This is a genomic window from Nostocoides sp. (genome assembly GCF_037045025.1).
Taxonomy (GTDB): Bacteria; Actinomycetota; Actinomycetes; order Actinomycetales; family Dermatophilaceae; genus Nostocoides_A.
On record NZ_JBAOHM010000018.1, the window covers coordinates 245,316 to 271,076 of the forward strand.

Below are 25,761 nucleotides of genomic sequence, written 5' to 3' on the forward strand. Positions count from 1 at the left end.
CGGTTGTGGTATGTCCACGTCCGCGGTGTCGGTGTCGGAGTCGTTGGCGCGCCGGTATGCGGTGGTGGCGCCGCATTTGTCGGAGTTCCAGCGTCGGTTGTGGCTTGGGGCGGAGGCGGCCGAGTTCGGCGCCGAGGGCGTGGCGGTGGTCGCCGCGGCGACCGGAGTGGCGGCGGACACGGTGCGCCGGGGTCGGGCCGAGGCCAGTGGTGGGGTGGAATTGGCGCCCGGCCGCTCGCGCCGCCCGGGCGGTGGGCGCAAGCGGGTTGAGGCCCATGATCCTTCGCTGGCAACGGATTTCGATGCGTTGATCGAACCGGCCACGCTGGGGGATCCGATGTCGACGTTGCGGTGGACGAGTAAGTCGATCCGGACCTTGACCCGGGAGTTACGCGCGAAGGGTCACCGGGTCAGTGATCATGTGACCCGCAGGTTGCTGGCCGAGGGCGGCTACTCGCTACAGGCCAACGCCAAGGTCCTCGACGGGAGCCAGCACCCGGACCGGGATGCCCAGTTCCACTACCTGGCCGACGCGGCAGCGGCCCATCAGGTCAGCGGGGACCCGGTGATGAGCGTCGACACGAAGAAGAAAGAACTCATCGGACCGTTCAAGAACCCCGGTCGGGAATGGCACCGGGCCGGCCAGCCGGAACGGGTCAACGTCCACGACTTCGCCGACAAAGACCTCGGCAAGGTCAACCCCTACGGCGTCTACGACGTCGCCCACGACGCCGGCTGGGTATCGGTCGGGGTCGACCACGACACCGCCGCGTTCGCCGTGCACACCATCGAGACCTGGTGGCAGCGGGTGGGATCCGCGGCCCATCCCGGGGCCACCCGGCTGCTGATCTGTGCCCGACGGCGGCGGCTCCAACGGCTACCAAAACCGGCTGTGGAAGAAGGAACTCGCCGACCTCGCCACCCGGACTGGGCTGACCATCACCGTCACCCACCTACCCCCCGGCACCAGCAAATGGAACAAAATCGAACACCGCCTCTTCGCGCACATCTCCATGAACTGGCGCAGCCGCCCACTGACCAGCCACGAAGTCGTCGTCAACACCATCGCCGCGACCACCACGACCACCGGCCTGCACGTCGCCGCCGACCTCGACACCAACCCCTACCCCGCCGGCATCAGAATCGCCGACACCGTCATCCCCGACCTCGAACGCCGCGGAATACTCCACCGCCACACCTTCCACGGGGAATGGAACTACACCCTCTACCCCGACACGCCCGACCCAAACTAGCTTAATTCCTCACAGGCCCTTACTCAACCGATGCTGGGCGCGCAACTCATTCGCGAGGCGCGCCGCCGAGCAGGGTTGACCAGTCCCAGCTCGCCGAGCCGGCCTCGACGACGCAAAGCTCGATCGCGCGGTGGGAGGGCGGCGGTCCTCGCCTGACCTGGATACGGTCGCGAGGTTGGCGCGCCTGTGTGGTTTCGACCTCGAGGTGGCGTTGCACGATCGGGACGAGGGTCAAGTCCTGATGCGTGGTGTTTGAAGGTTTTTCATCCTTCGGGCGTGTCGGGGTTACGCGGTGATCGCGGTGAGTGGGTTCTGGGCGGGGGTTTCCTCCTTGGGGGTGAGGGCTTTGCGGCATTGGGCGAGGAGTTCGAGGCCGAGGTAGCGGCGTTGTTCGGTCCACTCGTCGTGTTGTTCGGCTAGGACCGCGCCGACCAGCCGGATCAGGGCGTCGCGGTTGGGGAAGATCCCGACCACATCGGTCCTCCTGCGGATTTCCCGGTTAAGCCGCTCCTGGGGGTTGTTCGACCAGATCTGCTTCCAGGCGCCTTTGGGGAAGACGGTGAAGGCCAGGATGTCGGCGCGGGCGTCGTCGAGGTGCGCGGCGACCGCGGGCAGTTTCTCGGTCAAGGTCTCGACGATCCGGTCGAACTGGGCGTGCACGCTTGCAGCGTCGGGCTGGTCATACACGCTGTGCAGCAACGCTTTCACCCACGGCCAACTGTTCTTCGGAGTCACCGCCATCAAGTTCGCCGCGTAGTGAGTACGACAACGCTGCCACGCCGTCCCGGGCAGCGTCGCGCCGATGGCCTCGACCAGCCCGGCGTGGGCATCGGAGGTCACCAGACCGACCGGGCCAGCGCTGGTCAGGCCGCGGGCGACCAGATCCCGGAAGAAGGTGAGCCAGCCGCCACCGGTCTCGGCCGTGGACGCCTGGACACCAAGGATCTCCCGGTACCCCTCGGCGTTGACGCCGGTGGCGAGCATGGTCGCGATCTTGACCACCCGCCCGCCCTCACGCACCTTGATCGTCAACGCGTCCGCGGCGACAAAGGTGTACGGGCCAGCGTCCAACGGGCGGGTCCGGAACGCCTCGACCTGACCGTCGAGGTCTTTGGCCATCTCACTGACCGTGGACTTGCTCAGGCCGGTGATCCCGAGCGCTTGGACCAGCCGGTCCATCCGCCGGGTCGAGACCCCCAGCAGGTAGCAGGTCGCGACCACGCTGGTCAGCGCCTTCTCCGCCCGCGAATGCCGGGTCAACAACCAGTCCGGGAAGAAGGTGCCTTCCCGCAGTTTCGGGATCGCCACATCGATGGTGCCGACCCGGGTGTCGAGATCACGGTGGCGGTAGCCGTTACGACGATTCGACCGTTCCGGGACCCGGGAGCGGTACTCCGCACCGCACACCGCGTCGGCCTGCGCGGACAAGATCGAGTGAATGAACGAGGACAACATCTCCCGCATCAAGTCCGGGCTCGCCTGCGCGAGCTGTTCGTCCAAGAAACGGGCAGGGTCGATACTGGGCAATGCGACGGTCATCGGGACCATCCTTTCGAGAGTGCTGTGATGGGTTCACTCGAAGGATGCCCGGTGGCCGTCGTGTCTCCCGGGAAGGACACGAACAACCACCGGCCTCGTACACCAACGTTACGGACTCAACTCGGGACGAGAGCGACTTGGCGCAAGATCGCCGGCTCCTGGCCCTCACGCCAGGAGAGCGGCTCGAACGAGCCGTGCGCACCGCGCGGACGATGACGGACGTCCAGGGGCGCAGCCGTGCCCGCTGAGTTCGATCCGGGCGCCATCATCGCCGAACTTCTCGCGCATCGCGTCCGGTTCGTCGTCATCGGCGGCTTTGCCGCGCTCGCGCACGGTTCGCCCTTCCCGACGTCATGGAGACCTGGACATCTGCATGCAACCCGCTGGCACGCAGGGCTATCCGGACTTGGTGCGCGACGCGGAGAGCGTCGACGCCTTCGGGGTGGCCATTCCGATTGCTTCCGTGGCGGATGTCGTCCGCAGCAAACAGGCAGCCAACCGCCCCAAGGACCAACGCGTGTTGCCCACGCTGCGGGCGCTGCTGGCCGAACAGCAAGAACACCGCCGGCAGCGCCGCGACGGATGACGACGACGACGAGGACCGCCGCGATCAGGAGTGAGCCGTTGGCTCGCCTGAGTTGACGCAATTCCCTTGCCGGCACCTGCATTCGGGCACGGCAAGGGAATTGGTCGTGGTCACTCCGGCGGCGCGCCCGATCCGTGCCGGGAGATGCGGACACGGATGTTCTTCATCAACGGCTGGTCGCTCTGGCTGCTGTAGTCGGCGTGGCCGATCAGGACATTCATCTCGGGCATATAGCCGGCGCAACTACCGCGCGGGAGGTCATAGCTCAACGCGCGATAGCCATTCAGCCGCCGTCGCGAGCCGTCCGTTGAGGTGGCGAGAATGTCGACCAGATCGCCCTCGGCGAGGCCCCGTTCGGCCAGGTCTTCGGCATTCATCAGCACCAGCGTGCGCAGGTTTCGCACGCCGCGATAGCGGTCGTTGTCGGAGTAGATCGTGGTGTTCCATTGATCGTGGGAGCGCATCGTCTGCAACACCAGGACATCGCTGTCGCCCGGGATGACGTCGGGCAGGGGTGCGCTGGAGAACTCAGCGCGCCCCGACGGGGTGTCGAAGACGAGTTCGCGCGCCGGCTGCTTGATCCGGAACCCCGCCGGCAGCCGGACCCGACGGTTGAAGTCTTCGCAGCCCAGCAGCACCTTGGCCATGGTGTCGCGGATCCGGTCGTAGTCCTCGACATACCAGTCCCACGGCGTGGCGCTGTCGGGCAGCGTCGCCTTCGCCAGGCCGGCGATGATTGCCGGCTCGGAGCGCAGCTGCGGCGAGGCCGGCCGCTTCATCCCGACCGAACGGTGCACCATACTCATCGAATCCTCCACCGAGATGACCTGCAGGCCGCCCGCCTGGTGGTCCTTCTCGGTGCGCCCCAGGCACGGCAGGATCAGCGCCTGCGCGCCGTGGACGAGGTGGCTGCGATTGAGTTTGGTGCTCACGTGGACGGTCAGGTCACAAGACCGCAACCCCGCCCAGGTGTATGCCGTGTCCGGCGCCGCCAGCGCGAAGTTGCCGCCCATCCCCACGAAGACCTTCACGGCTCCCTCGTGCATCGCTTGCAGAGTCCCGACCGTGTCCAGGCCGCGCCGGCGCGGGGGGTCGATTCGGCATACGGCGGCGAGACGGTCGAGGAAGTCCGCGGGCGGGCGGTGGTCGATTCCGCAGGTGCGGTTGCCTTGGACGTTGCTATGCCCGCGCACTGGCGACGGCCCGGCACCCTCACGCCCCAGATTGCCGCGCAGCAGCAGCAGGTTGACGATCTCGCGGACCGTGTCGACGCCGTGCTCGTGCTGGGTGACACCCAGGCACCAGCTCACGAGCGTGCGGTCGGCGCGCATGTAGACGTCCGCGGCCGCCCGCACCTGGTCGAACGTTAGCCCCGACTGGTCCTCGATCGTCTGCCAGGGCGTGGCGAGAACCAGCGCGCGATACTCCTCGAATCCGGCGGTGAAGCGCTCGATGAACTCGGGGTCGAGGACGCGCGGATCTGCCGGGGCACGCTCCAACACACACTTGGCGATGCCGCGCAGCAACGCCATGTCACCGCCGGGTCGGACCTGCAGGTTGAGCGTGCTCGTGCGCGTCGACTTCAGCCGCGCCATGTCGAGGAAGTCGTGCGGGACGATGGTGCGCGTGGCGCCGGCCTCGATAAGCGGATTGATGTGCACGATCTGGGCACCACGGCGATAGGCCGCGCTCAATGCGGTCAGCATCCGGGGCGCATTCGAGGCGGCGTTGACTCCGAGCAGGAAGAGCGCGTCGGTCCTCTCCCAGTCGATCAGGTCCGCGGTGCCCTTGCCGGTCCCCAACGCGGCCTGCAGGGCTCTCCCCGAGGCTTCGTGACACATATTGGAGCAGTCGGGCAGGTTGTTGGTGCCGAACTCACGCGCCCACAGCTGGTAAAGGAAGGTCGCCTCGTTGCCGAGCCGGCCGGAGGTATAGAAGGCGGCCTGGTCGGCGCTCTCCAGCGACCGGAGCGCGGACCCGACCAGCGCGAACGCGTCGTCCCAGGTGACCGGGACGTAGCGATCGGTCGCGGCGTCATACCGCATCGGCTCGGTCAGCCGCCCGCGGCTTTCCAACTGGTTGTCGCTCCAGGACTCGAGTTCGGTGACGGTGTGCGCGGCGAAGAACTCGCGATCGACGCGGTGATGGGTCATCTCCCAGGTGACGTGCTTGATGCCGTTCTCGCAAATGTCGAGGGCGAGGCCACGGGTGTCGTCGGGCCAAGCGCATCCGGGGCAGTCGAAGCCGCCGTCCTGGTGGTTCATTTTCAGCATGGCGCCGGGCCCCACGACCCACTCCCGGTCCTTCCACAGGACTTCCCCCACCGAGCGCGCCGCTCCCCAGCCGGCCGCCGGGTGCTGGTAGCTGCGGTGACGCCACGCCGCCCGGTCCGAAGCCCCGTCGCCGGCCTGGCCGTCGTCCTCGAAATCCTGCTCGCCCTTGGTCACATTGCCTCCCGGGAGTGCTTTACCAGTGACGAACCTACGCGACCGGCGTGCTCCCAGCAGGCGACGTCGCTCAGCAGGCGGCCACGATCTGGCGCTCGATGGTGTCCTTGACCGGCTCGTAGCCGATCCGTCGATAGATCCCGTTGCTTGTCGGGTTAGCCAGGTCGGTGAACAGGCAGACGATCTGCGCCCGCCGGCGAGCACGTCGACGTCGGATTCCCTTGCGGCCCGTGGTGTTCCGGCGACGCCTGTCGGCGGATCAAGCCTCCCGAGCCGGTGCAGTCGGGTCGCGCGTTTGCTGACCAGGGCGCCGCCGTGGGCAGGATGACTGCCTCGCAGAAGGCCCCGGTCGGATCGAGATCCCCGTTGGCCCCGCTGGGGATCTCGCCGCTCGCGAGGACTGATTTCGCCAGGTCGCGGCCCTGCGCAGGGCTCAACCCGAGAAGGTAGGCGGGGAAGCGCCCGGTGCGCATCGCAAGGCCGGTGACGCGATCGCCGTCGCGGGCCGCGGCGAACCAGGCCATCGGCACTCCGGGAGCATGGTCTAGCTGCTCTCCGGCGGCCAGCCGGTCGAGGGCGACGGCAATGATCGTGGCCTCCAGCGGATTCGCCGCGAGGAAGTCCGCGGCCAGGCGGCGGAACTCGACCGGGTCGGTCGTCAGCTGGAGCGAGTTCATCCCAGAACGGTAGGGCCGGCGCGACTCGGTTCGACCCGTTTTCGGCCGGCTGCCTACGCTTTGGGTCCATGACGCTCAATTTCGCGGCCGAGATGCGCAGCGCAGCGGCCGACATCGCCTCACCGCGATAGTCGGCGGTCACGGCCGGGGGAGGAGCGAGCCGGCCCCGCGTGACCCGGCGGCTCTACGGGTGTGGTTCGCCGACCTCGCGACCGCCCGGCCGCTGGCCAGCACCGGCCCCTCTGGGTGGGGCAGCTTCCCTAGAGCCAGCGGCGCACGCGGAGGCGGTACTCGGCATACGCGCGGCCGAAGCGGGTGGCGAGATAGGCCTCCTCGTGGCGGATGACCCACCGATAGTTGGCGACCATGATCAGTGGCAACAGCGGTAGCGGCCAGATGCTGTCGAGCAGCAGGCTGGCGCCGAGGTAGGCGAGCGCGTCGCCGAGGTAGATCGGATTGCGGGTCAGCCGGTAGGGCCCAGTCGTCGCCAGCGAGGTCGCCGCACCCCAGGGCAGGATCGTTGTACCCCGCCTGCGGAACTCCCAGAACGCCCACAGCATCAACGCCATTCCACTGAGGACGAGCAAGCCGCCGGCCACGCGCCCGGAAGCGCCGAGACCCAGGGATGTCGGCCAGCGCCACTCGGCGAGCCACGCGAGGGCGAAGGGAACGGCATACAGCAGGGGTGGCAGGACCTTGACCGGGGCGCCGCGATCAGCCATACAGCCAGCGCCGGAGGGTGGCCCGCGGGATCGTGTCTTGGGCAGCCACGATGTCACCGACGAACTGGTCGGTGGTGAACGGGTGGTAGGCACGCCGCTGGTAGACGTCGCTCAGGAAGGCCAGCATGCGCTGCTCACCACCGAGGGCGCGCGCCACTCGGGACATCACCCGCACGCCCGTGCCGTAGGCCGCTTCGTTGAACCCAGGGGCGACGACCGACCGGTCGTTGGCCAGATGAGATCGGAAGTCCAACGGGACCGGCTTTGCCCGCCGGCCCTCGGCCCACCAGGTCGTCACGGCCTCATCGATCCAGGTGTCGCGCCAGGTGCGGCCCACGGCCGTGGTCGCGAAGTACATGTGCGCGAGTTCGTGCCGCAGCGAGCCGACCCCGGTGCGGGTGGCGCCGTAATACTCCATCCCCGAGTTCCACCCGGGCAGCAGGATCTGCATGCGCGGCATCGGGGACGGGCCGAGCTCGTCGATCAACTGCCGGACCGTTCGGGTCGTGATGGCGCGCGCCGTGGCGACCACGTGCGCCGAGCGATCGGTCAGGATCGTCACCGGCACCCCGGATGCCCGGAAGGTGGACGTGCGAGCCGAGCGCGCCGGGACGGCGGCGAAGAAGACATTGCTGGAGGAGATCGCTTTGCCGGTGTCGACCGTCCACCTTTGGTATGCCGCGTGCGCCCGCCGGGTCACGATCCCCGAGCCGATGACGTGGTAGCGCTCGCGCGTGTGGACGCGTAAGTCGATCCGGTGCCGGACGAGTTCCTCGGGCGAACTCACCGTCGGCCACAGCGTCTCGGTCTCGTTGTTCGGGCCCTCGGTGTCGTCGAAGTCGGGATACAGCCAACCGCGGGGAGCGGCCGGGATCGGGCAGTCCCAGCCGATGCGCATTGCGTGTTCGCTTCCCGCAGAAAGCTTTTGCGGGACGTCGAAGGCGACCTCGGCCGTGGGATGCGGCCGGATCAGGCGCAGGGCGCGCGGATCGACGGCGCGTCCATCGAGACGCACCGAGGAAATCATTCGTTGCTCGGTGCCCGGAGCGACCTGCCGCAACGGGTTGAAGTGGAAGAGCGCACGGTCTTGGCCCAGCCGCATCCGGAAGCGCAGCTCGGCGACGCCGCTGACCCGCCTCGCGTCCGGGTGGTAGTCGAGGCGCAGCGTGAGCGCGGTGAGCCGGATGCGGAAGGTGTCATCGAGGACCCGGCCCAGCGAGTTAGGGGTCACCGGTTGTGTCACTGTTGTGGCTGTCACCCCGGGGGCGCCGATGCGGGCACTCGCGGGTCCGGTCGCCAGCAGCCCCAGGAGGAGAGCCAGGCCAACCGAGACGATTGGCAGGGCAGACAGTCGTCGGGGCAGGGTGGCGGGGCGGCTGGTCACGGCGATCTCCTCGTTGGAACGCACCTCCGAGGAGGATCAGGAATGCGGGAGGCGCTGGTGAATGTCCTCGCTCATCCTTACAACGGCGAGGTAGATCTCCAGTGTCATCCGGATGAACGCGAGATAGATAATCGCGAAGACCGGACCGAGCAGCAAGACCACTAACCCCTCAGCCGCCCCATTGGCAAACCCTCTGATCAGCAACACGAACCAGATGAGCCCGATCAGGGCAGTAGCCAGCACATAGACGAACCGGATGATCATCGGCGTGATGAACCGCGAGAACGAGAAGTCGAAGAGCGCCGCGAAGAAGCCCGCCGGGGAGCCGATGCTGCCCGCGCGCGGGCCGGCACCCGAGGGCGGGGCCGCAGCGGTGCTTGGGGGTGGCGCGCCCGAGGCGCCGTAGCCCGCCGGTGGCGAGATGGGGCCGGGCTGAGTAGTCGGTGGCTCCGGATAAGGTGGCGGGTCCGCGTGGGGCCCCGACGGCGGCTGCGTGCTCATAGTGGTCTCCTGGGCAGTCGGTCGCGTTCACGCTAACGCGCGCGCACCTTCGGCCCCGGGAGACACGACGGGGTTGGCGAAGAGCGCCTGCCCCCACGCGCCCGTATCCTGCAGCCCATGACCGCGAGATCGCAGAACACGACCGACCCGGTGCGGGTTGCCGTCATCGGCGCCGCCGGCCGGATGGGCCGCACCGTGCGTGACGCGGTCGAGGCGGCCGCCGACCTGGAGCTGGTCGGCGGCTTCGATCTCGGGGACGACCTCGGGGACCTCGCCGGAACGCAGGTGGCGGTCGAGTTCGCCGTGCCCGATGTTTCGCTGGACAATGTGACCCACTGCGTCGAGCAGGGTGTGCACGCGGTCGTCGGCACGACCGGCTGGAACGAGCGGAAGCTGGCAGCGCTGCGCGCCACTTTGCAGGAGCATCCCGGGGTTGGGGTGCTGATCGCCCCGAACTTCGCGATCGGCGCCATCTTGATGATGCAGTTCGCGCAGCAGGCCGCCCGCTTCTATGAGTCGGTCGAGATCGTCGAGTTGCATCATCCGGGCAAGGTGGACGCGCCGTCGGGAACGGCTGCGCGCACGGCCGACCTGGTCGGTGCGGCACGGGAGGCGGCGGGTCTCGGCCCGGTGCCCGACGCGACCACGCACGATCCCGGCGGGGCGCGAGGGGCGCGGCAGGGCGGCATACCGGTGCATTCGGTGCGGCTGCGCGGGCTGGTCGCGCATCAGGAGGTGCTCTTTGGCGCCGAAGGGGAGCTGCTGACCATCCGGCACGACTCCCTCGATCGGGTCTCGTTCATGGCCGGGGTGTTGACCGGGATCCGTTCGGTAACAGCGCATCCGGGGTTGACCGTCGGCCTGGAGCACTACCTCGAATTGGAGCGATCGTGAGCGGCGTCGTCGTCCCGGAGACGCTCGTCGAGGTCGCGGCCGAGGCGGCGCGCGTCGTCGTCCTGACCGGCGCCGGCATGTCGGCCGAGAGCGGGCTGTCGACCTTCCGCGATCCGCATACCGGGCTGTGGGAGCGCTTCCGGCCCGAAGACCTGGCCACCGAGGCGGCCTGGCGCGCCGACCCCGCCCTGGTGTGGGGTTGGTATACCTGGCGGTTCGAGCGGGTGCACACCGTCTCGCCCAACGCCGGTCACGTCGCATTGGCCGACTGGGAGCACCTCGACCTGGCCACGGTCACGATCGTCACGCAGAACGTCGACGACCTGCACGAGCGCGCGGGCAGCAGCACCATCCACCACCTGCACGGCTCGATCGGCGCCTTCCGGTGCGGGGAGTGCGGTTTCCCGTTCACCGATCCGCTCCAACTTCCCGAAGAGCCGGTCGAGCGGTTGTCCCCGCCGACCTGCGCCGCCTGCTTCGGCCTGGTCCGTCCGGGGGTGGTCTTCTTTGGCGAGCCGCTGCCGGTCGACCCGTGGGAGGCGGCGGTCATCGCCTGCGAGGAGGCCGACCTGGTGTTGAGCGTCGGCACCTCGGGGATCGTCTATCCCGCCGCCGGCCTCCCCGCGCTGGCCCGATCCTGCGGCGCGGTCGTCGCCGAGATCAACCCGCGCGAGACCGGGCACTCCGATGTGGTGCATGTGAATTGGCGCGAGAGCGCCGCCCGGGCACTGCCGGCACTCTTCGAGGCGATCACCGCGCTTGGCTAGCCACGCGCAGGTCAACGTCCGCGTGTCTTTTGCGTCCGCTGCGCCAGGCCCACCCGCCCGCATGTCCGTGCGGCTTCCGCGGCTTGGTTAGGTTAGGACCAGCCGGCGGCACGCAACAGGGCGGCGACGGCGGCCGCGCCAAAGACGACGACGAGGAAGTTGGCCCGGAACCACAGCAACACCCCGGCGACGAGCACCGCCACCAGACGGGCGTCGAGCGCAATCGCGCCCGCGCTGCCGGCGAACGTCTGGGTGACGATCAGCCCGGAGAGCAGGGCCGCGGGCAACAAGGTCGTGATCCGGGAGCGGCGCGGCCCCTGCATCCAGCTCTCCGGGACGACAAAACCGGACAGCTTCAGCAGATAGGCCAGCAGGCAGGCCGCGAGGACGGTGACCCAGGTGTTCATGGCGTGCCCTCGATGACGCCGTGTTCCTGGTGCGGATTGGGGTAGGTGGGGTTCACGGCGTCGGGTCCGCACCGGGGAGGGAGGCGTCGGCCTGGGGGGTTTCGTGCCGGCCCGGGGACACCCAGCCGACGATCACCGCGGCGCTCGCCGCCAGGATGACCGGAACGCCCGTCGGGACGAGCGGAATGGTGATCAGCGCGATAAACGCGGCGAGCACCGCCGTCGCCCGGCCGTCGCGCGCCTTCAGCCGCGGCCACAGCAGTGCGCAAAAGGCCGCCGCTGCCGCCGCGTCGAGGCCCCAGGTTTGCGGCTTGCCCAGCGCGTTGCCCACAAGCGCGCCGACGAGCGTCATCAGGTTCCAGCCGACGAGCACGGCCAGCCCAGTTACCCAGAAGCCGAGCCGGCTGGCCGGCGGCTCCTCCTGGGCGATGCCGACCGCGGTGGACTCGTCGATCGTCACGTGTGCGGCGAGCAGCCGGCGCCATCCTCGCGCCTGGATGAAGCGGGCCACCTGAAGGCCATAGAGCCCGTTGCGAATGCCGAGCAGCGTGGAGGTAGCGATCGCGGAGATCCCGGATCCGCCCGCGCCGAGGATCCCGACAACGGCGAACTGGGAGCCGCCCGAGAACAGCAGCAGCGAGAGCGCCTGGGTCTGCAGGATGGACAGCCCCGAGGCGACCGACAACGCGCCGAAGCTGACGCCATACAGCCCGGTCGCGACGCCGACGGACACGCCTTGGCGGATGACCTCGGCGCGGCGTTGCGCGTTCAGCGGCGCCGTCGCCTCGCTCAACCGGTGCTCTCCTGATCGTTTGCCTGCGCGTCGCCGATCCCCGCGAGGCCAGTCTGCGGGTCGTTCTGGTCGGGATCGTTCCCGTCGGGGTCGTTCCCGTCCGTGTCGTCCCCGTCCGTGTCGTCCCCGAGGGTGGCACGCACGCGCACTTCGCGCAGCGTCGCGCCGTCGGGCGAGACGACGCGGTCGCGGTAGGCGCCGTCGGGGACCAACCCGGCGCCCAGCAGGAAGGCGCGGGTCGACTCCGCGGCAGCCGGGAGCCACGCGGTCACCTCCTCGGCGCCCAGCTCGCCCAGCTGGTCGACGACCGCGTTGAGCAGCCTCGAGCCGTGCCCCTGCCGCCGGGCGAGCGGGTGCACTGCGAGCAAGGTCAGCTCACCGGTTGCCTGGCCGGTGTCGGGATCCTGCGAGGGCCCGTATGCCGCAATGCCGAGCACCTGCGCCCCGGCCAGCGCGACCAGCGCCCGGTGCACGCCCTCGGGCGGATTCTCCAGCGAGGCCCGCCAGGAGCGGGCGAACTGGGCCGGGCTCGAAGGCGGCGGCGACCTCGGGGGGCAGAAGATCGGCATACGTGTCGATGAAGACCTGGGCCTGGACCTGGCCGATCGCTGGGGCATCGCTCGGACGGCCCGGGCGAACGCTGACGTCCGCCGGCCGTCTGGTGGGGGCGTGCTCGGGGTTCGTCACCGGCTCAGCGGCCGTGGAACTGCGGGGTGCGGCGAGCGCGGAAGGCGGCCCGGCCCTCGCGCAGATCCTCACTCGCCCACGCGGCCCGGAAGAGGTCGTCGAAGCTGGCCAACTGGTCCTTGCCCTCGGCTTCGAAACCGACCTTGGCGGCGGCCTGGGTGATCGGTGCCAGCGGCACGGCCGAGTTCGCGATTTCGCGCGCGGTGGCCAGGTGCCCCCTGGCCTGGGCGAACCCGAGCCGCCAGGCGTCGTCGGCGTCCAGGACGGCGGCGGTCAGGATCATCTGGCGCGCGGCGCCCTCACCCCAGAACCGGACCAGTCGCCGGACCGTCCAGTGATCGACCATCAGCCCGAGCTTGGCCACCGGCACGGCGAACCGGGCCGAGTCGGCGACGACGCGGACGTCGCAGGCCAGGGCGAGTTGCATACCCAGCCCCATGCACGAGCCCTCGATCGCCGCGACCGCCGTGATCGGCGCGGCCGCCAGGTGGCCGAGCACCGCGGCCAGGTGCCGCGTGAAGGCGATGTCCTCCAGCTCGGTCAGGTCGGCGCCGGCGCAAAAGTGCCCGCCCGCGCCGGTCAGGATGATCGCCCGGGCGCCGTCCCCGACCCCGCGGCGAACCGCGGCGTCCAGCTGGTCGAGGGTGGCGTGGTTGAGCGCGTTGCGGCGCTCGGTGCGGTCGATGGTGATAGTGGCGACGGAGTCGGCCAACTCGCTGGTGATCGGCACCCGGTCACACTACCTGCGCCCTCGCCGCGCTCAGACCCGGCGTCGAAAGCCGGCTAACCGCGCCGCTCGTAGGTGACGATCTCGTATGCCGCCCGCTCCTCGCGGGCGACCTGCTGCCAGTCGGTGTCGGCGAACTCCGGGAACCAGGTGTCGCCGTCCGGTTCGGCGTCGACCTCGGTGAGGATCATCCGCTGCGCGAACGGAAGTGCCTCGGCGTAAAGCTGGGCGCCACCGGCGATGAACACCATGTCGGCGGGGCCGGCGAGGGCGAGTGCCTCGGGCAGGCTGTGCGCGACCTCCACGCCGGGTCGCCGCCATTCCCGGTCGCGGGTGACGACGATCGTGCGACGGCCGGGAAGCGGCCGCCCGATCGAGTCGTAGGTGGCCCGGCCCATCACCAGGGTGTGGCCCAGTCGTCGTGGCCTTGAAGTCGGCTTGCTCGCCCGGGAGCCGCCACGGGATGCTTCCGGCGCGACCGATGACGCCGTTGCGCGCGACCGCGGCAATCAGGCTGATCACGGTCATACGGCGATCGGGGCCTTGATGCTCGGGTGCGCCACGTAGTCCGACCAGCGCGATGTCGTCCAACTCGTAGGCATCGATCGACTCGCGCGGCGCGCAGCCGCAGGGTGGGCAGCGGCATGGGTTCGCGGGTGAGCTGCTCGCGGGCCTGCGGCGAGATGGTTGAGATAGAGGTGCGCATCGCCGAGGGCGTGAACGAAGTCGCCCACCTCCAGGTCGGTCTGCTGCGCGATCGAGGTGGGTGAGCAGCGCATACGAGGCGATGTTGAACGGGACGCCGAGGAAGACGTCGGCGCTGCGCTGATAGAGCTGGCACGAGAGGCGCCTGCCGGCGACGTGGAACTGGAACATCGTGTGGCACGGCGGCAGCGCCATCTGCTCGACGTCGGCGACATTCCACGCCGAGACGATGTGCCGCCGGCTGATAGGGATCGCGGCGGATCGCGTCGATGACGTGGGCGATCTGGTCGACGCTGCGCCCGTCGGGTGTGGGCCAGCTGCGCCACTGGTGGCCATAGACCGGGCCGAGGTCGCCGTCGGCGTCGGCCCACTCGTCCCAGATCGTGATGCCGCGCTCGTGCAGCCAGCGCGATGTTGGTGTCACCGCGCAGGAACCACAACAGCTCGCCGATGATCGAGCGCAGGTGCAGCTTCTTGGTCGTCAACGCCGGGAAGCCCGGCGGCTCAGGTCGAAGCGCATCTGGTGGCCGAAGACCCCGAGCGTGCCGGTGCCGGTGCGGTCCTCGCGCCGCTCGCCCTCGGCGAGAACCCGGGTCATCAGGTCGAGGTACTGGCGCATGCCGCGAAGGTAGCAGCCAGCACCCGCAACGTCCGGCGGCGCGCCCGGAGCCGTGGACGCTGCCGAGTGGAATCGCTCGCGCGGGCTACCCTGAAACGCATGCCGCACAGCTCACCCTTCGGACGCGTCCTGACGGCGATGGTCTCGCCGATGCTGCCCGACGGCTCCCTCGACAAGGAGAGCGCCATCGCGCTGGCCAAGCACCTGGCCGGCGGCGGCCACGACGGCATCGTCGTCAACGGCACCACGGGCGAGTCCCCGACGCTGAGCGCCGACGAGTCGATCGACCTGGTCGCCACGGTCGCCGCGGCCGTCGGCGACCAGGTCGCCGTCGTCGCCGGGCGTCGGGTCCAACTCCACCGCCCATAGTCGTGGAGATGACCGCGCGCGGCCAAGGAGCGCCGGCGCGAGCGGGCTGCTGCTCGTTTCGCCCTACTACAACAAGCCCACCCAGCCCGGCCTGATCGCGCACTGCCGGGCGGTCGCCGACAGCACCGACCTGCCGGTCATGCTCTATGACATCCCGGGCCGGACCGGCATCCCGTTCGCCGACCGAGACGCTCATCGCGCTTGGCCGAGCATCCCAACATCGTCGCGGTCAAGGACGCCAAGGGCGACCTCTGGGCGGCCACCCAGGTCATGGCGGCCACCGACCTGCTGTGGTTCTCCGGGGCCGACGAGATGAACCTGCCGCTGCTGGCCCTCGGCGCCACCGGCGTCGTCAGCGTCGTCGGGCACGTCGCCGGCAAGCGGTATGCCGCGATGGTCCAGGCCGTCGATGCCGGCGACCTCGCCGCCGCTCGCGGGGTCCACCGGGACCTGATCCAGCTCGTCGAGGCGATCATGAACACCAGCCAGGGCGCGATCATGGCCAAGGCCGCGATGCGCGAGCTGGGGATCATCGCGCACGTCAACCGTGCGGCTGCCGTATGTCGAGTCCGCACCCGAGCACCTGGAGAAGCTGCGCGCCGCGCTGGCGGCAACCGATATCTCATGATCCATCCACACCCCGACCTGCCCCTGCCCGCTCCGCTGCGCCGACGGTGCCGTGCGCGTCCTGCCCCTCGGTGGGCTGGGCGAGATCGGCCGCAACATGACGGTCATCGAGCACGGCGGCCAGCTGCTCGTCGTCGACTGCGGCGTGCTCTTCCCCGACGAGCACCACCCCGGCATCGACCTGATCCTGCCGGACTTCGACGTCGATCACCGGACCGGCTGGACGACATCCAGGCGATCGTGCTGACCCACGGCCACGAGGATCACATCGGCGGCGTGCCCTACCTGCTGCGGCTCAAGCCCGACATCCCGGTGATCGGCTCGCCAGCTGACGCTCGCCCTCGTCGAGGCCAAGCTCAAGGAACACCGGATCACGCCATACAGCTTGGCGGTCCGAGAGGGCAGCGCGAGCGGCTCGGCGTCGTTCGACTGCGAGTTCGTCGCGGTCAACCACTCGATCCCCGACGCGCTCGCGGTGGCGATCCGCACGCCCGGCGGGACCGTGCTGCATACCGGCGACTTCAAGATGGACCAGCTGCCGCTCGACGGGCGGCTGACCGACCTGCGCGCGTTCGCCCGGCTCGGCGAGGAGGGCGTCGACCTGCTGCTCAGCGACTCGACCAACGCCGAGGTGCCCGGCTTCGTCACCCCGGAGCGGGAGATCTCCTCGGCGATCGACAAGGTGTTCCGGCACGCCGAGCGGCGGATCATCGTCGCCTGCTTCGCCTCGCCATGTCCACCGCGTCCAGCAGGTGCTTCGACGCCGCCGAGAAGGCCGGCCGCAAGGTGGCCATGGTCGGCCGCTCGATGGTGCGCAACATGGGGATCGCCGCCGACCTGGGCTATCTGCACGTCCCCGACGGCGTGCTGGTCGACGCCAAGAGGCTCGGCGACCTCGCCGACGACAAGGTCGTGCTGATCTGCACCGGCTCGCAGGGCGAGCCGATGGCTGCGCTGTCGCGGATGGCCAACCGCGACCACCAGATCGACGTCGGCGCCGGCGACACGGTCCTGCTCGCCTCCTCGTTGATCCCGGGCAACGAGAACGCTGTCTACCGGGTGATCAACGGGTTGATGCGGCTGGGCGCGAACGTGGTCCACAAGGGCAACGCCAAGGTGCACGTCTCCGGCCACGCGGCCGCGGGCGAATTGCTCTACACCTACAACATCGTGCGGCCGCGCAATGTGATGCCGGTGCACGGGGAGTGGCGCCACCTGGTGGCCAATGGCGAGCTGGCGATCGCCACCGGCGTGCCCCGCTCCCACGTCGTGGTCGTCGAGGACGGTGTCGCCGTCGATCTGGTCAAGGGGCGGGTCTCGGTTTCCGGGGCCGTCCCGTGCGGCTACATCTATGTGGACGGCAGCTCGATCGGCGGGGCCGACGAGGAGTTGCTGCGTGACCGGCGGATCCTGCGCGACGAAGGCTTCATCTCGATCGTGGTGGTGATCGACTCGGTCAGCGGCAAGGTCGTCGCGGGGCCGGACATCACCGCACGCGGGTTTGTCGAGGGCGAGGAGATCTTCGAGGACATCCGCCCGAAACTCGAGCAGGCCCTCGACGAGGCCACCGCATCGGGTGCTCGCGATAGCTATGAGCTGCAGCAGCTGATTCGCCGGACCGTCGGGCGCTGGGTAGGCGGCAAGATCCGCCGCCGCCCGATGATCATCCCCACGGTGATCGAGGCCTGACGGCCTGTTCGGTCCGGCGTGCCGATGGACGGCAGGACTGCGGTACCCTACTGGGCAGTAGGAGAGGCGGGTCGGCCGGGTGCCGGTCCTGGATCTGATCCTGTGAACCGGTCGCCGGGCCGGAGAGAGCTGTGGTTCAACGCCGATGTCACCCGAGTCCTTAAGCTTGCCTTCGCGCAGGACACTCGCCAAGGGGGCCGCCTGGGCGGCCCCGGTTGTGGCTGTTGCCGCGACGGCGCCGGCGTTCGCCGCTTCCCAACCGCCGGTCGTCTCGGGGTCGATCTGTCAGCTGTTCTACGGCGGCGGGACGATCAACTACCAGACCCACTCGATGTACCTCGGCGTCAAGAGCTCGACCGGGATCATCCCGGCGGGGACGGTTCTCTCGTGGAATATCTGCGTGTCCGGAGGCGGGTCCGGGACCGGCGGAACCAACGAGGTGCCCACGACGAACTACTCGGCCACCGCGGCGTGGACACTGAGCCTGTCGCAGACGTCGGGAAACGCCATCACCGGCGGGTGCTTCACGGCGACAATCACCTTCAATCAGAACTACACCACCGGGGCCGGGCCGGGCGGCACGTGGTGTGCGGCCGCGCTGCTGTGGACCGACATCTACTCGATACGCCCGGGGGCCAGCGTCTCGGCCACGTCGAACGCGCCCACCGGTCCGGTGACCAGTGGTGGCAGTGGCACCCTCACGTACACCGCGGCCAGGCGACACCCGACGTCGATCAACTCCTCCGGCCGGACACCGCACTACTACCTCACCCGCAGTGGGACCCAGAACTGTTATCCGGCAGTCCAGTACAGCGTATTGCTCAGCAACACCGGCTACGACAACGTGACGTGTTATCCCTCGGGAACCACGGTGGCCAACCCGTGCAACTGGGACGGCCTCGGCTGCGTCGGGACCACCGGATTGTGCGCGCCTCGCGAAGGCGGCGTCCAGGGCGGGCAGTACACCCAGCCGCAGCTCTGTTGACACCCCGGCCCGAGCGAACCCCGCCCCGTCAGGCCCCGAGCGAACCCCGCTCCGTCAGCCTCCTCGACGCCTGGGCCTCATGGGTTTACGCCTGCACCTGATTGGTCATCGTCGTGACCAGGTCGGCCACCTCGGTTGACCCGGTGACCGGTCCGCCGGCCACCAAGCCGTCAGACCCGAGCACGACGGCTGCCGGCGTCCCGGTGATCCCGAACGCCCGTGCGGCCGAGTCGCTCTCGTCAGCCCACAGCAGGATCGGCTCGAGATAGGTGAATTCCGGCGCGAGCGCCGGGTTCGATACCACGGCGTGCACGGAGAGCGGCCACAACTGCTGCGTCCACTGCGGCAGGTGGCCAGCGATCTCGATGCACGGCCCACAATTGGGCGAGAGGAAGACCAGCAGGCGAGCTTGGGTAGATGCCAACTGGCGCAAACTGACGCGGCCGTCCGGCCCGACGAGGGCTGCGTCGGGAATCGGAGTCCGAAGATAGCTACCCTCGACAACGTGACGCAGTCCGAGCAGCGCGGCGAGAGCCGCCACCCAAGCGGTAGCCGCGACCCAGATCCAGCCACCGACGTCCAGGCGCAGTAACGTCGCGCCAACGGATTGCCCTGCCGCGGCCCAGGCGAGCGTGAGAGCAGCGCCGACGAGGAGGACGACATTTCGGGCAAGCGTCGATCCGGTGACCTCACCGCCACTGAGGGCCCCGAAGCAGGCGCACGACGTCGCCTCACCCCGGCGCAGGACGACCGCGACCACGGCGAGATACGCGAGCGCCACGGCGAGGAGCACGACCGATGCGGTCACGAATCCGGCGCCCCGGCTCACGAGCACGGCCAAGACGAGGGCAAGTTCAGCAAGGGGCAGGCCGATCACAGCGCGCCGCGACTGCAACCACATCGGCAGCGGAAGGGCTCGCAAGGCCTCTTGTGTCGTGCCCACGGCCCGCAACTTCGCGGCCGCACTCAGCGTCAGCACCACAGCCCAGGTGAGCGGCAGCACGACCCAACCCGGTTCAGTCATGGGTCCGCAGCCTAGCGAGCCCGCTCAAGCAGCTAGCGGGCGATGCGTTTGGCCAGGCGTGTGACGTTGAGGGTGGGCTCTTGGCCGCAGTTCCCGCCGTAGCTGTTGGTTTGGCTGCCGTCGGCCCGCAGAGTCGTCGTGGTCTTCAGGACGCCCTTGTCGAAGCCCGCCCGGTTCGGCGCCTCGTAGCGCTGGCTGTTCGCGAACGTACCGGTCGGGTGTCCGTTCGTCGCGATCAGGTCGAACCAACTGCCCCGACCCTGATCGCTCATCACGTAGGTCACGCCGTCGGCACCGAGCAGTTGGATCGGCGTGGACACGGTGATCGTCCCGGTGACTCGGTAGCCGCCCGTGGGCAGCGGCGTCACGGTTTTGGTGAGCGTGTATTCCCCGGACAGCGCCGTCATGTCGACGCTTTTGCAGAAGTGCGACTCGCCCAGTGCCGGGATGACGGTGACCGTGGTTACGGAATCCTCCGCGCACGCGGCCGGCGCCATCACACCCAACACGCCGACGCTCGCCGCAGCCGCCAGCACGGTCGACCATGTTCTTGCCATCTCCCGGGTCCTGCCTTCCACCACCTACCGGTAGCCCCCACGGACTACCGTTGCGTTACCGACAGTAGCAAGCGCGGCAGCCGTCTACCAGGGTGTGCTGAACTCGAAAGGAGAACTCCCGCTCGGCCCCCTCGCTCGTCCGCGCGTGTTGTCCGTGGGGCGGTCGGCCTCGACAACTAGAGTCGTGGGTATGGCGACTCGACCCCCTGCGACAACTCGCAGCGGAACCGGCAGTTCCGGTGCCGGTGCCCGGCCCGCAAGAGCTGCGGGCCGCAAGAAGCCCCCCCGGCAGCGCAGCACGTCCGCGCTGGCGCGATTCTGGGCCGCGGCCGGCCATGGCGCGAGCGGGCTGGCGCGGATCGTAGGGCGGGGCGTGCGCAAGGTCAGCGGTGTCGACCTCGAGCCAGAGCACCGCCGCGACGGTGTCGGCCTGCTGCTCATCGCGCTCGCGGTCGTCGTGGCCGCTCGCGAGTGGTGGGGACTGCGCGGAATGCTCGGCAACGTGGTCCACGCGGCCGTCGCCGGCACCGTCGGGCTCGCCGGGCTCGCGGTTCCGCTCGTGCTGCTCGGGCTCGGCATCCGGCTGTTGCGTGCTCAGGGCACGCCGGCCGGGTCCACCCGGCTCGCCGTCGGCCTCAGCTTCCTGGGCGTCGCCAGTTGCGGGTTGGTGCACATCTCCAAGGGCATCCCCGAGCCGCAGCAAGGGGCCGAGGGAATGCGGGGCTCGGGCGGCATCATCGGCTTCCTGGCCGCCAGCCCGTTGACCGCGGGCATCGGGGTCTACGGCGCGGTCGCCGTGCTCCTGCTGGCCGGCTTCTTCGCGCTACTGGTGCTGTCCGCCACTCCGATCCACAAGATCCCCGAACGCATCGCACAGGTCCAGGACTGGATCACCCGCCGTGGCCCAGCCGCCACCCAGGGCCCGTCGGGTGCCGCCGGGGCCGGCGCAAGCCGGGCGACCGCCGCGGACGCGGGCACTGCGAGCGCCCGTGGCGGGCCCCGCGCCGGCCGGCCTGAGCCCGGTGAACTGGGCGGCGACTCGGCGTACGACCAAGCGGCGCTTGTCGAGCCGGCCGGCCGCCGCCGGCGGCGCGGGGCGAGCGCCGTCCCCGAACCGGCGCCGACCCCGGATGCCACAACCGGCCCCGGCACGCGGGTCCTTCCCGCCGAGACGCCTCAGGCACCTGCCCTGGCCGGCCACCGCGGCGAGCCGGTCGAACCGGGCCATCGCGACCTTCCGGCCCCGCTGCCGACACCGATCATCGGCCGCTCCGAGCAACTCGCGCTGGCCGGTGACGTCGCCTACACGCTGCCGACGCCCGCGGTCTTGAAGGAGGGCACCCGGCCCAAGGCACGCTCGGCCGCCAACGACCAGGTGGTTGCCCGGCTGACGATGGTCCTGGACGAGTTCGGGATCGATGCGCAGGTGACCGGCTTCACGCGCGGCCCTACGGTGACCCGTTACGAGGTCGAACTCGGACCGGGCGTCAAGGTCGAGCGAGTCACCTCGATGTCCAAGAACATCGCGTATGCCGTCGCTTCCGCCGACGTGCGTATCCTCAGCCCGATCCCGGGTAAATCCGCGATCGGGATCGAAATCCCCAACGCCGACAAGGAGATCGTCTCTCTGGGAGACGTGCTGCGCAGCAACGCCGCCCGCAATACCGCCCACCCGATGACGATGGGCGTCGGCAAGGACGTCGAGGGCGGCTATGTCGTGGCGAACCTCGCCAAGATGCCGCACCTGCTCGTCGCCGGCGCGACCGGGGCGGGCAAGTCGAGCTTCGTCAACTCGATGATCGTCTCGATCCTCATGCGGGCCACGCCCGACGAGGTGCGGATGGTGCTCGTTGATCCCAAGCGGGTGGAGCTGACGGCCTACGACGGGATCCCACACCTGATCACTCCGATCATCACCAACCCCAAGAAGGCCGCCGAGGCCCTCCAGTGGGTGGTCAAGGAGATGGACGCCCGCTATGACGACCTGGCGGCCTTTGGGTTTAAGCATGTCGACGACTTCAACAAGGCGGTCCGCTCCGGCGCCACGACGGCGCTGACCGGCTCGGAACGCACGCTGGAGCCGTATCCCGTATCTGCTCGTGATCGTCGACGAGCTCGCCGACCTGATGATGGTCGCCCCGCGCGACGTCGAGGACTCGATCGTGCGGATCACCCAGCTCGCGCGGGCCGCCGGCATCCACCTCGTCCTAGCGACCCAGCGGCCCTCGGTCGACGTCGTCACCGGCCTGATCAAGGCCAACGTCCCCTCCCGGATGGCGTTCGCCACCTCCTCGCTCGCCGACAGCCGGGTCGTGCTCGACCAGCCGGGCGCGGAGAAGCTGCTCGGTCAGGGCGACGCGCTGTTCCTGCCGATGGGCGCCAGCAAACCGATGCGTGTCCAGGGCGCCTGGGTCACCGAGACCGAGATCCACACGGTCGTCGCGCACGTCAAAACCCAGCTGCGCGGTCGAGCTACCGCGAGGACGTCGCCGTCGAGACTGCCAAGCGGCAGGTCGACGACGACATCGGCGACGACCTCGACCTGCTGCTTGCAGGCCGCCGAGCTGGTCGTGACCACCCAGTTCGGGTCGACGTCGATGCTGCAGCGCAAGCTGCGGGTCGGCTTCGCCAAGGCCGGCCGGCTGATGGACCTGCTCGAATCCCGCGGCGATCGTCGGCCCCTCCGAGGGCTCCAAGGCTCGGGAGGTCCTCATCCGCCCCGATGACCTCGCCGCCACCTTGGCGGTGATGCGCGGGGAGGAGCCGCCGCCATCGTCTGGCGCGAGCACTGCCGGCGATGACTACGACAGCTTCGGCCAAGGCGACGCGGACGGCGACGAATCCGAGGACGCCTGGCAACTCACCGGCCGCTGAGCAGCTCCGGGGTCGCCTCGCGGGCACCGCTGAGTTCGGCGGCGATGTCGTCCAGGAACTCGCGCACCGCGGGCTCGCCGATGACCGGGCCGCCGGCCAGGAGGCCGTCGGCGCCGAGCAGTACGGCTGCCGGGGTGGGGACCGCGAAGGTGGCGGCGAGCGTGCCGTCGGGATCGAGCAGATAGTCCATCCACTCGGGTATCGACTCGACGGCGGTGGCGGAATGCAGCACCGCATGCACGCCAACCTCGGGGTTGGCCGCGACGAAGTCGGGCAGGAACTCGATCACACGCAGGCACGGTCCACAGCCGAGGCTGAGGAAGACGAGCAACCGCGCCCGGTCGGCGGCCAGTGCGCGCAGCGCCACGGAGGACTTGTCCGGCCGCTCCACGAGGCCATAGGGGATCGGCTGGCGCAAATATTCCAACTCATCACCGTCGAGCGCCTCCCGGCCTGCGGATCCGGTCTTGGTGCCCGGGCGGTGCACGATCAGGCCCGCCACGAGCGCGGCCAGCCCAGCCAGCGCAACCCAGGTCCACTGGGCACCGGTGAATTCCGCGAGCCGCTGGCCGACGCCGTGGTCGTGAACGGCGGCATCGACCAGCGCGAGGACCGCGACCGCCACCAACACGGCATTGCGCACCACCGTCACCCCGGAGACGGTGCCGAGACCAAGCCGCCCGAAGCACGCACACGTCACCGGTTCGGGGAAGCGCACCGCTCGGGCGATGATTGCCAGATAGGCGAGGAAAAGCGCGAGCGCGAGCACCGCCGCTGGCAGGTATGCCGAGCCCGGCGCGAGGAGGAGGGCCGCGGCGAGCACGAGTTCGGCATACGGAAGCAGGCGGGGCGCACCGAGGCGAGCGAGCGCCGGTGGCAGGCGCAGGGCCACGAAGGCGTCGGCGCTTTCGCGGGGCGCCCGTAGCTTGGCGATCCCGCTGAGGATCAGCACTCCCGCGAGGATGATCGCGGGCAGGACGAAGGGAGCGCTGGGCACCGCAGGATTATAAGAATCCTTCGCCGGGGCAACCGCGCCGCGGCCTACTCTTGGTCGCCATGTCGATCTTGTGGCCGGGAATCACGCCTCATAAGCCCCACGTTCCCACTTGGCTTCGGGTATGGCGCAACCGCCCCAGCGCGTTCTTGCTCGGCGGCCAGGTGCTCGCCATGATCCTCATCCCGTTCTTCGGCTCCGAGCGCCGCCCGGTGTTCTCCGTGATGGGGTTGATCCTGCTTGTGCTGGCCATCGCCACCGTCCGCAACACCCCTGGACTGCCGTGGATCTCGGGGCTGATCGCGCTGCCGGCGCTGTGCCTGGAGGTGTGGGGGCTGCTCGACAGCAGCGCCGAGGCGGCGCGCATCTCTGCCGACGGCCTGCTTGCCGGCTTTTACTTCTACGTCGGGTATGCGCTGATCGCCTACGTCTTTGCCGACCATTGGGTGACCAAGGACGAGTTGTTCGCCGTGGGGGCGGCTTTCACCGTCTTCGCGTGGGCGTTCGCCTATGTGTACCTGCTCGTCCAGCAGGTCTGGCCCGGCTCCTTCCAGAGTCAAAGCCCCGATGAGATCCTCACCTTCCACGAACTGCTCTATATGTCTGTCGCCTGCTTCACCAGCGTCGGGCTCTCCGATGTCGCCCCGGTGCTGCCGCACGCCCGATCCGTCGTCATGGTCGAGCAGCTCGGCGGCGTCCTCTATGTGGCGATGGTCATCTCGCGGCTGGTGGCGCTGACCGCGATGCGGCGGTTGTGACCCGTTGCTGGTAAGCAGGGCCGGAACGCTCACCGCTCGACGGCGCACTGCTCGGCCGCGTCGAGGACTCGCAGGATGTTGCCGTGGGTCAGGGCGTCGAGCTCCGCGCCCGACCACCCGCGCTCGCCCAGGGCGTCGAGCAGGCGCGGGTAGCCGGCGACATCCTCCAGGCCGTCCGGGAGCCCGGCCACTCCGTCGTAGTCGCCGCCCAGGCCGACGTGCCCGACCCCGGCCACCGTGCGGATGTGCTCGATGTGGGCAACCACGTCATCGAGGGTGGCCCGCGGCGGCGGGTGCTCCTCGGCATACGCTTGGCCGAAGCGGGTCAGCGCCGGGTAGTCGCCTGGGGCGATCCCGGCGGCCGACGCGGCCGTCCGGGCCACGGCGTCCCAGGCGGCGACGGCGGGGGAGACGAAGGCAGGCACGAAGGTGACCATGCAGACCCCGCCCTGGTTGGCCAGGCGGGCCAGCACGTCGTCCGGGACATTGCGCGGATGGTCGGTGACCGCGCGGGCGCTGGAGTGGGAGAAGATCACCGGCGCGCGGGAGACGTCCAGGGCGGCGTGCATCGTGCTCGTCGCGACATGGCTGAGGTCGACGAGCATCCCGAGCCGGTTCATCTCGGCGACCACCTCCCTCCCGAAGGCGCTGAGGCCGCCGGCGCCCGGCTCGTCGGTGGCCGAGTCGGCCCAGCCGACGTTGGCGTTGTGGGTCAGCGTGAGGTAGCGGACCCCGAGCCGGTGGAAACAGCGCAGCACACCCAGCGAGGAGTCGATGCTGTGCCCGCCCTCGGCGCCGAGCAGCGACGCGATCCGGCCGCTGTCCCAGGCGGACCGCACCTCGGCGGCGGTGGTCGCCAGGGCGAGCCGATCGGCATACGTGGTGATCATGCGGTGCACGCAATCGATCTGCTCGAGGGTTGCCCGGGCGGCCTCGGCCCCAGGCAGGGCCGCTGGCACAAAGACCGACCAGAACTGTCCGCCGACCCCGCCCGCGCGCAGCCGCGGGAGGTCGGTGTGCGTGCGCTGCTGAGGTCGCCCGATGTCGTATGCCGCGAGGTCACCGCCGGCGATCTCGCGCAGTTCCCAGGGCAGGTCGTTGTGCCCGTCGATCACCGGATGGGTCGGCCGGGTGGGCGTCGTCATGTCGGTGAGGTTAGGGCAGTCGCACCCAACT

The 25,761-nt window shown here is 69.6% G+C and carries 27 protein-coding genes and 8 pseudogenes; 14 read left to right on the forward strand and 21 right to left on the reverse strand.

The window, feature by feature from the left end; genetic code table 11:
• Positions 1 to 10 precede the first annotated feature (10 nt).
• Together V9G19_RS26350 and V9G19_RS26355 are read left to right on the forward strand one after the other, a co-directional pair.
• Positions 11 to 1,253, forward strand: a protein-coding gene (locus V9G19_RS26350; protein WP_462288350.1) for an ISAzo13 family transposase whose coding sequence is annotated in 2 segments (ribosomal slippage) — positions 11 to 856 and positions 858 to 1,253 — 1,242 coding nt in all. Because the reading frame shifts where the segments join, the coding sequence is not laid out codon by codon here.
• 100 nt (positions 1,254 to 1,353) lie between these two features.
• A pseudogene (locus tag V9G19_RS26355) lies at positions 1,354 to 1,509 on the forward strand (hypothetical protein); the annotation flags it as partial.
• Between the two features lie 29 nt (positions 1,510 to 1,538).
• Here the strand turns inward: V9G19_RS26355 and V9G19_RS26360 are convergent.
• Complete coding sequence (locus tag V9G19_RS26360; RefSeq protein ID WP_462288351.1) at positions 1,539 to 2,792, reverse strand: IS256 family transposase; 1,254 nt, start codon at positions 2,790 to 2,792, stop codon at positions 1,539 to 1,541.
• A gap of 165 nt (positions 2,793 to 2,957) precedes the next feature.
• Complete coding sequence (locus V9G19_RS26365) at positions 2,958 to 3,125, reverse strand: hypothetical protein (RefSeq protein ID WP_462288352.1); 168 nt, start codon at positions 3,123 to 3,125, stop codon at positions 2,958 to 2,960.
• 40 nt (positions 3,126 to 3,165) lie between these two features.
• Here V9G19_RS26365 and V9G19_RS26370 point away from each other — a divergent pair, with 40 nt between their 5' ends.
• On the forward strand, positions 3,166 to 3,378 hold the full coding sequence (locus V9G19_RS26370; RefSeq protein WP_462288353.1) for a hypothetical protein: 213 nt from the start codon (positions 3,166 to 3,168) through the stop codon (positions 3,376 to 3,378).
• Between the two features lie 110 nt (positions 3,379 to 3,488).
• Here V9G19_RS26370 and V9G19_RS26375 read toward each other — a convergent pair whose 3' ends face one another.
• From V9G19_RS26375 to V9G19_RS26395, 5 genes are all read right to left on the reverse strand, one after another.
• Positions 3,489 to 5,825 (reverse strand): FdhF/YdeP family oxidoreductase, encoded by a 2,337-nt coding sequence (locus V9G19_RS26375; protein WP_462288354.1) that lies wholly within the window; start codon positions 5,823 to 5,825, stop codon positions 3,489 to 3,491.
• Between the two features lie 155 nt (positions 5,826 to 5,980).
• On the reverse strand, positions 5,981 to 6,502 hold the full coding sequence (locus tag V9G19_RS26380; RefSeq protein ID WP_462288355.1) for a hypothetical protein: 522 nt from the start codon (positions 6,500 to 6,502) through the stop codon (positions 5,981 to 5,983).
• A 260-nt stretch (positions 6,503 to 6,762) separates the two neighbouring features.
• Positions 6,763 to 7,224, reverse strand: coding sequence for a methyltransferase family protein (locus tag V9G19_RS26385; RefSeq protein ID WP_462288356.1), 462 nt, complete (start codon positions 7,222 to 7,224; stop codon positions 6,763 to 6,765).
• On the reverse strand, positions 7,217 to 8,608 hold the full coding sequence (locus V9G19_RS26390; protein ID WP_462288357.1) for a M1 aminopeptidase family protein: 1,392 nt from the start codon (positions 8,606 to 8,608) through the stop codon (positions 7,217 to 7,219). The genes V9G19_RS26385 and V9G19_RS26390 overlap by 8 nt, the downstream gene beginning before the upstream one ends.
• Positions 8,609 to 8,644: 36 nt before the next feature.
• A complete protein-coding gene (locus V9G19_RS26395; RefSeq protein ID WP_462288358.1) occupies positions 8,645 to 9,109 on the reverse strand; it encodes a DUF4282 domain-containing protein in 465 nt (154 codons plus the stop codon).
• 117 nt (positions 9,110 to 9,226) lie between these two features.
• Between V9G19_RS26395 and dapB the strand changes: the two genes are divergently transcribed.
• Both dapB and V9G19_RS26405 read left to right on the forward strand, forming a co-directional pair.
• On the forward strand, positions 9,227 to 10,003 hold the full coding sequence (gene dapB, locus V9G19_RS26400) for a 4-hydroxy-tetrahydrodipicolinate reductase (protein WP_462288359.1): 777 nt from the start codon (positions 9,227 to 9,229) through the stop codon (positions 10,001 to 10,003).
• Positions 10,000 to 10,770 carry an SIR2 family NAD-dependent protein deacylase gene (locus tag V9G19_RS26405; RefSeq protein ID WP_462288360.1) on the forward strand — a complete coding sequence of 257 codons (771 nt, stop codon included), beginning with the start codon at positions 10,000 to 10,002 and terminating at the stop codon, positions 10,768 to 10,770. The genes dapB and V9G19_RS26405 overlap by 4 nt, the downstream gene beginning before the upstream one ends.
• Before the next feature lie 92 nt (positions 10,771 to 10,862).
• On the opposite strand, the gene V9G19_RS26410 is transcribed toward V9G19_RS26405, so the two are convergent.
• The 10 genes and pseudogenes from V9G19_RS26410 to V9G19_RS26455 all read right to left on the reverse strand — a co-directional run bounded on the left by V9G19_RS26410 (position 10,863) and on the right by V9G19_RS26455 (position 14,708).
• A complete protein-coding gene (locus V9G19_RS26410) occupies positions 10,863 to 11,177 on the reverse strand; it encodes an AzlD domain-containing protein (protein ID WP_462288361.1) in 315 nt (104 codons plus the stop codon).
• Between the two features lie 52 nt (positions 11,178 to 11,229).
• A complete protein-coding gene (locus V9G19_RS26415; protein WP_462288362.1) occupies positions 11,230 to 11,970 on the reverse strand; it encodes an AzlC family ABC transporter permease in 741 nt (246 codons plus the stop codon).
• Positions 11,967 to 12,539: an N-acetyltransferase family protein gene (locus V9G19_RS26420; RefSeq protein WP_462288363.1), complete on the reverse strand. Its 573-nt coding sequence runs from the start codon at positions 12,537 to 12,539 to the stop codon at positions 11,967 to 11,969. The genes V9G19_RS26415 and V9G19_RS26420 overlap by 4 nt, the downstream gene beginning before the upstream one ends.
• Before the next feature lie 122 nt (positions 12,540 to 12,661).
• Positions 12,662 to 13,387, reverse strand: a complete 726-nt coding sequence (locus V9G19_RS26425) for an enoyl-CoA hydratase-related protein (RefSeq protein WP_462288364.1) — start codon at positions 13,385 to 13,387, stop codon at positions 12,662 to 12,664.
• Positions 13,388 to 13,440: 53 nt separating this feature from the next.
• On the reverse strand, positions 13,441 to 13,782 hold the full coding sequence (locus tag V9G19_RS26430) for a dihydrofolate reductase (protein ID WP_462288365.1): 342 nt from the start codon (positions 13,780 to 13,782) through the stop codon (positions 13,441 to 13,443).
• 64 nt (positions 13,783 to 13,846) lie between these two features.
• Positions 13,847 to 13,912: pseudogene (locus V9G19_RS26435) on the reverse strand (hypothetical protein); the annotation flags it as partial.
• A complete protein-coding gene (locus V9G19_RS26440; RefSeq protein ID WP_462288493.1) occupies positions 13,909 to 14,163 on the reverse strand; it encodes a thymidylate synthase in 255 nt (84 codons plus the stop codon). The pseudogene V9G19_RS26435 and the gene V9G19_RS26440, both read right to left, overlap by 4 nt.
• A gap of 40 nt (positions 14,164 to 14,203) precedes the next feature.
• Positions 14,204 to 14,425: pseudogene (locus tag V9G19_RS26445) on the reverse strand (thymidylate synthase); the annotation flags it as partial.
• Positions 14,391 to 14,513, reverse strand: a pseudogene (locus tag V9G19_RS26450) (thymidylate synthase); the annotation flags it as partial. The pseudogenes V9G19_RS26445 and V9G19_RS26450, both read right to left, overlap by 35 nt.
• A 57-nt stretch (positions 14,514 to 14,570) precedes the next feature.
• Complete coding sequence (locus V9G19_RS26455) at positions 14,571 to 14,708, reverse strand: thymidylate synthase (RefSeq protein ID WP_462288366.1); 138 nt, start codon at positions 14,706 to 14,708, stop codon at positions 14,571 to 14,573.
• Between the two features lie 99 nt (positions 14,709 to 14,807).
• Here V9G19_RS26455 and V9G19_RS26460 point away from each other — a divergent pair, with 99 nt between their 5' ends.
• The 7 genes and pseudogenes from V9G19_RS26460 (at position 14,808) to V9G19_RS26490 (ending at position 18,378) form a co-directional block, all read left to right on the forward strand.
• Entirely contained in the window at positions 14,808 to 15,077 is a 270-nt protein-coding gene (locus V9G19_RS26460; RefSeq protein ID WP_462288367.1) for a dihydrodipicolinate synthase family protein, read from the forward strand.
• Positions 15,078 to 15,108: 31 nt separating this feature from the next.
• Positions 15,109 to 15,393 (forward strand): annotated as a pseudogene (locus V9G19_RS26465) (dihydrodipicolinate synthase family protein); the annotation flags it as partial.
• Positions 15,279 to 15,560: pseudogene (locus V9G19_RS26470) on the forward strand (dihydrodipicolinate synthase family protein); the annotation flags it as partial. The pseudogenes V9G19_RS26465 and V9G19_RS26470, both read left to right, overlap by 115 nt.
• Before the next feature lie 196 nt (positions 15,561 to 15,756).
• The gene (locus V9G19_RS26475) at positions 15,757 to 15,951 is read left to right on the forward strand and encodes a hypothetical protein (RefSeq protein WP_462288501.1); all 195 of its coding nucleotides are present in this window, start codon (positions 15,757 to 15,759) and stop codon (positions 15,949 to 15,951) included.
• Positions 15,945 to 16,037 (forward strand): annotated as a pseudogene (locus V9G19_RS26480) (MBL fold metallo-hydrolase); the annotation flags it as partial. The gene V9G19_RS26475 and the pseudogene V9G19_RS26480, both read left to right, overlap by 7 nt.
• A 399-nt stretch (positions 16,038 to 16,436) precedes the next feature.
• On the forward strand, positions 16,437 to 17,393 hold the full coding sequence (locus V9G19_RS26485; RefSeq protein WP_462288494.1) for a ribonuclease J: 957 nt from the start codon (positions 16,437 to 16,439) through the stop codon (positions 17,391 to 17,393).
• A gap of 145 nt (positions 17,394 to 17,538) precedes the next feature.
• A complete protein-coding gene (locus V9G19_RS26490) occupies positions 17,539 to 18,378 on the forward strand; it encodes a hypothetical protein (protein WP_462288368.1) in 840 nt (279 codons plus the stop codon).
• Between the two features lie 85 nt (positions 18,379 to 18,463).
• On the opposite strand, the gene V9G19_RS26495 is transcribed toward V9G19_RS26490, so the two are convergent.
• A complete protein-coding gene (locus V9G19_RS26495; protein ID WP_462288369.1) occupies positions 18,464 to 19,402 on the reverse strand; it encodes a TlpA family protein disulfide reductase in 939 nt (312 codons plus the stop codon).
• 32 nt (positions 19,403 to 19,434) lie between these two features.
• Complete coding sequence (locus V9G19_RS26500) at positions 19,435 to 19,938, reverse strand: hypothetical protein (RefSeq protein WP_462288370.1); 504 nt, start codon at positions 19,936 to 19,938, stop codon at positions 19,435 to 19,437.
• Positions 19,939 to 20,149: 211 nt separating this feature from the next.
• Between V9G19_RS26500 and V9G19_RS26505 the strand changes: the two are divergent.
• Positions 20,150 to 22,833, forward strand: a pseudogene (locus V9G19_RS26505) (DNA translocase FtsK).
• Here the strand turns inward: V9G19_RS26505 and V9G19_RS26510 are convergent.
• Positions 22,820 to 23,830 carry a peroxiredoxin family protein gene (locus V9G19_RS26510; protein ID WP_462288371.1) on the reverse strand — a complete coding sequence of 337 codons (1,011 nt, stop codon included), beginning with the start codon at positions 23,828 to 23,830 and terminating at the stop codon, positions 22,820 to 22,822. The pseudogene V9G19_RS26505 and the gene V9G19_RS26510 sit on opposite strands and share 14 nt — an antisense overlap.
• A 170-nt stretch (positions 23,831 to 24,000) precedes the next feature.
• On the opposite strand from V9G19_RS26510, the gene V9G19_RS26515 reads away from it, so the two are divergent.
• On the forward strand, positions 24,001 to 24,585 hold the full coding sequence (locus V9G19_RS26515; RefSeq protein ID WP_462288372.1) for an ion channel: 585 nt from the start codon (positions 24,001 to 24,003) through the stop codon (positions 24,583 to 24,585).
• 29 nt (positions 24,586 to 24,614) lie between these two features.
• Here V9G19_RS26515 and V9G19_RS26520 read toward each other — a convergent pair whose 3' ends face one another.
• Complete coding sequence (locus tag V9G19_RS26520; RefSeq protein ID WP_462288373.1) at positions 24,615 to 25,730, reverse strand: dipeptidase; 1,116 nt, start codon at positions 25,728 to 25,730, stop codon at positions 24,615 to 24,617.
• Between the last annotated feature and the right edge of the window lie 31 nt (positions 25,731 to 25,761).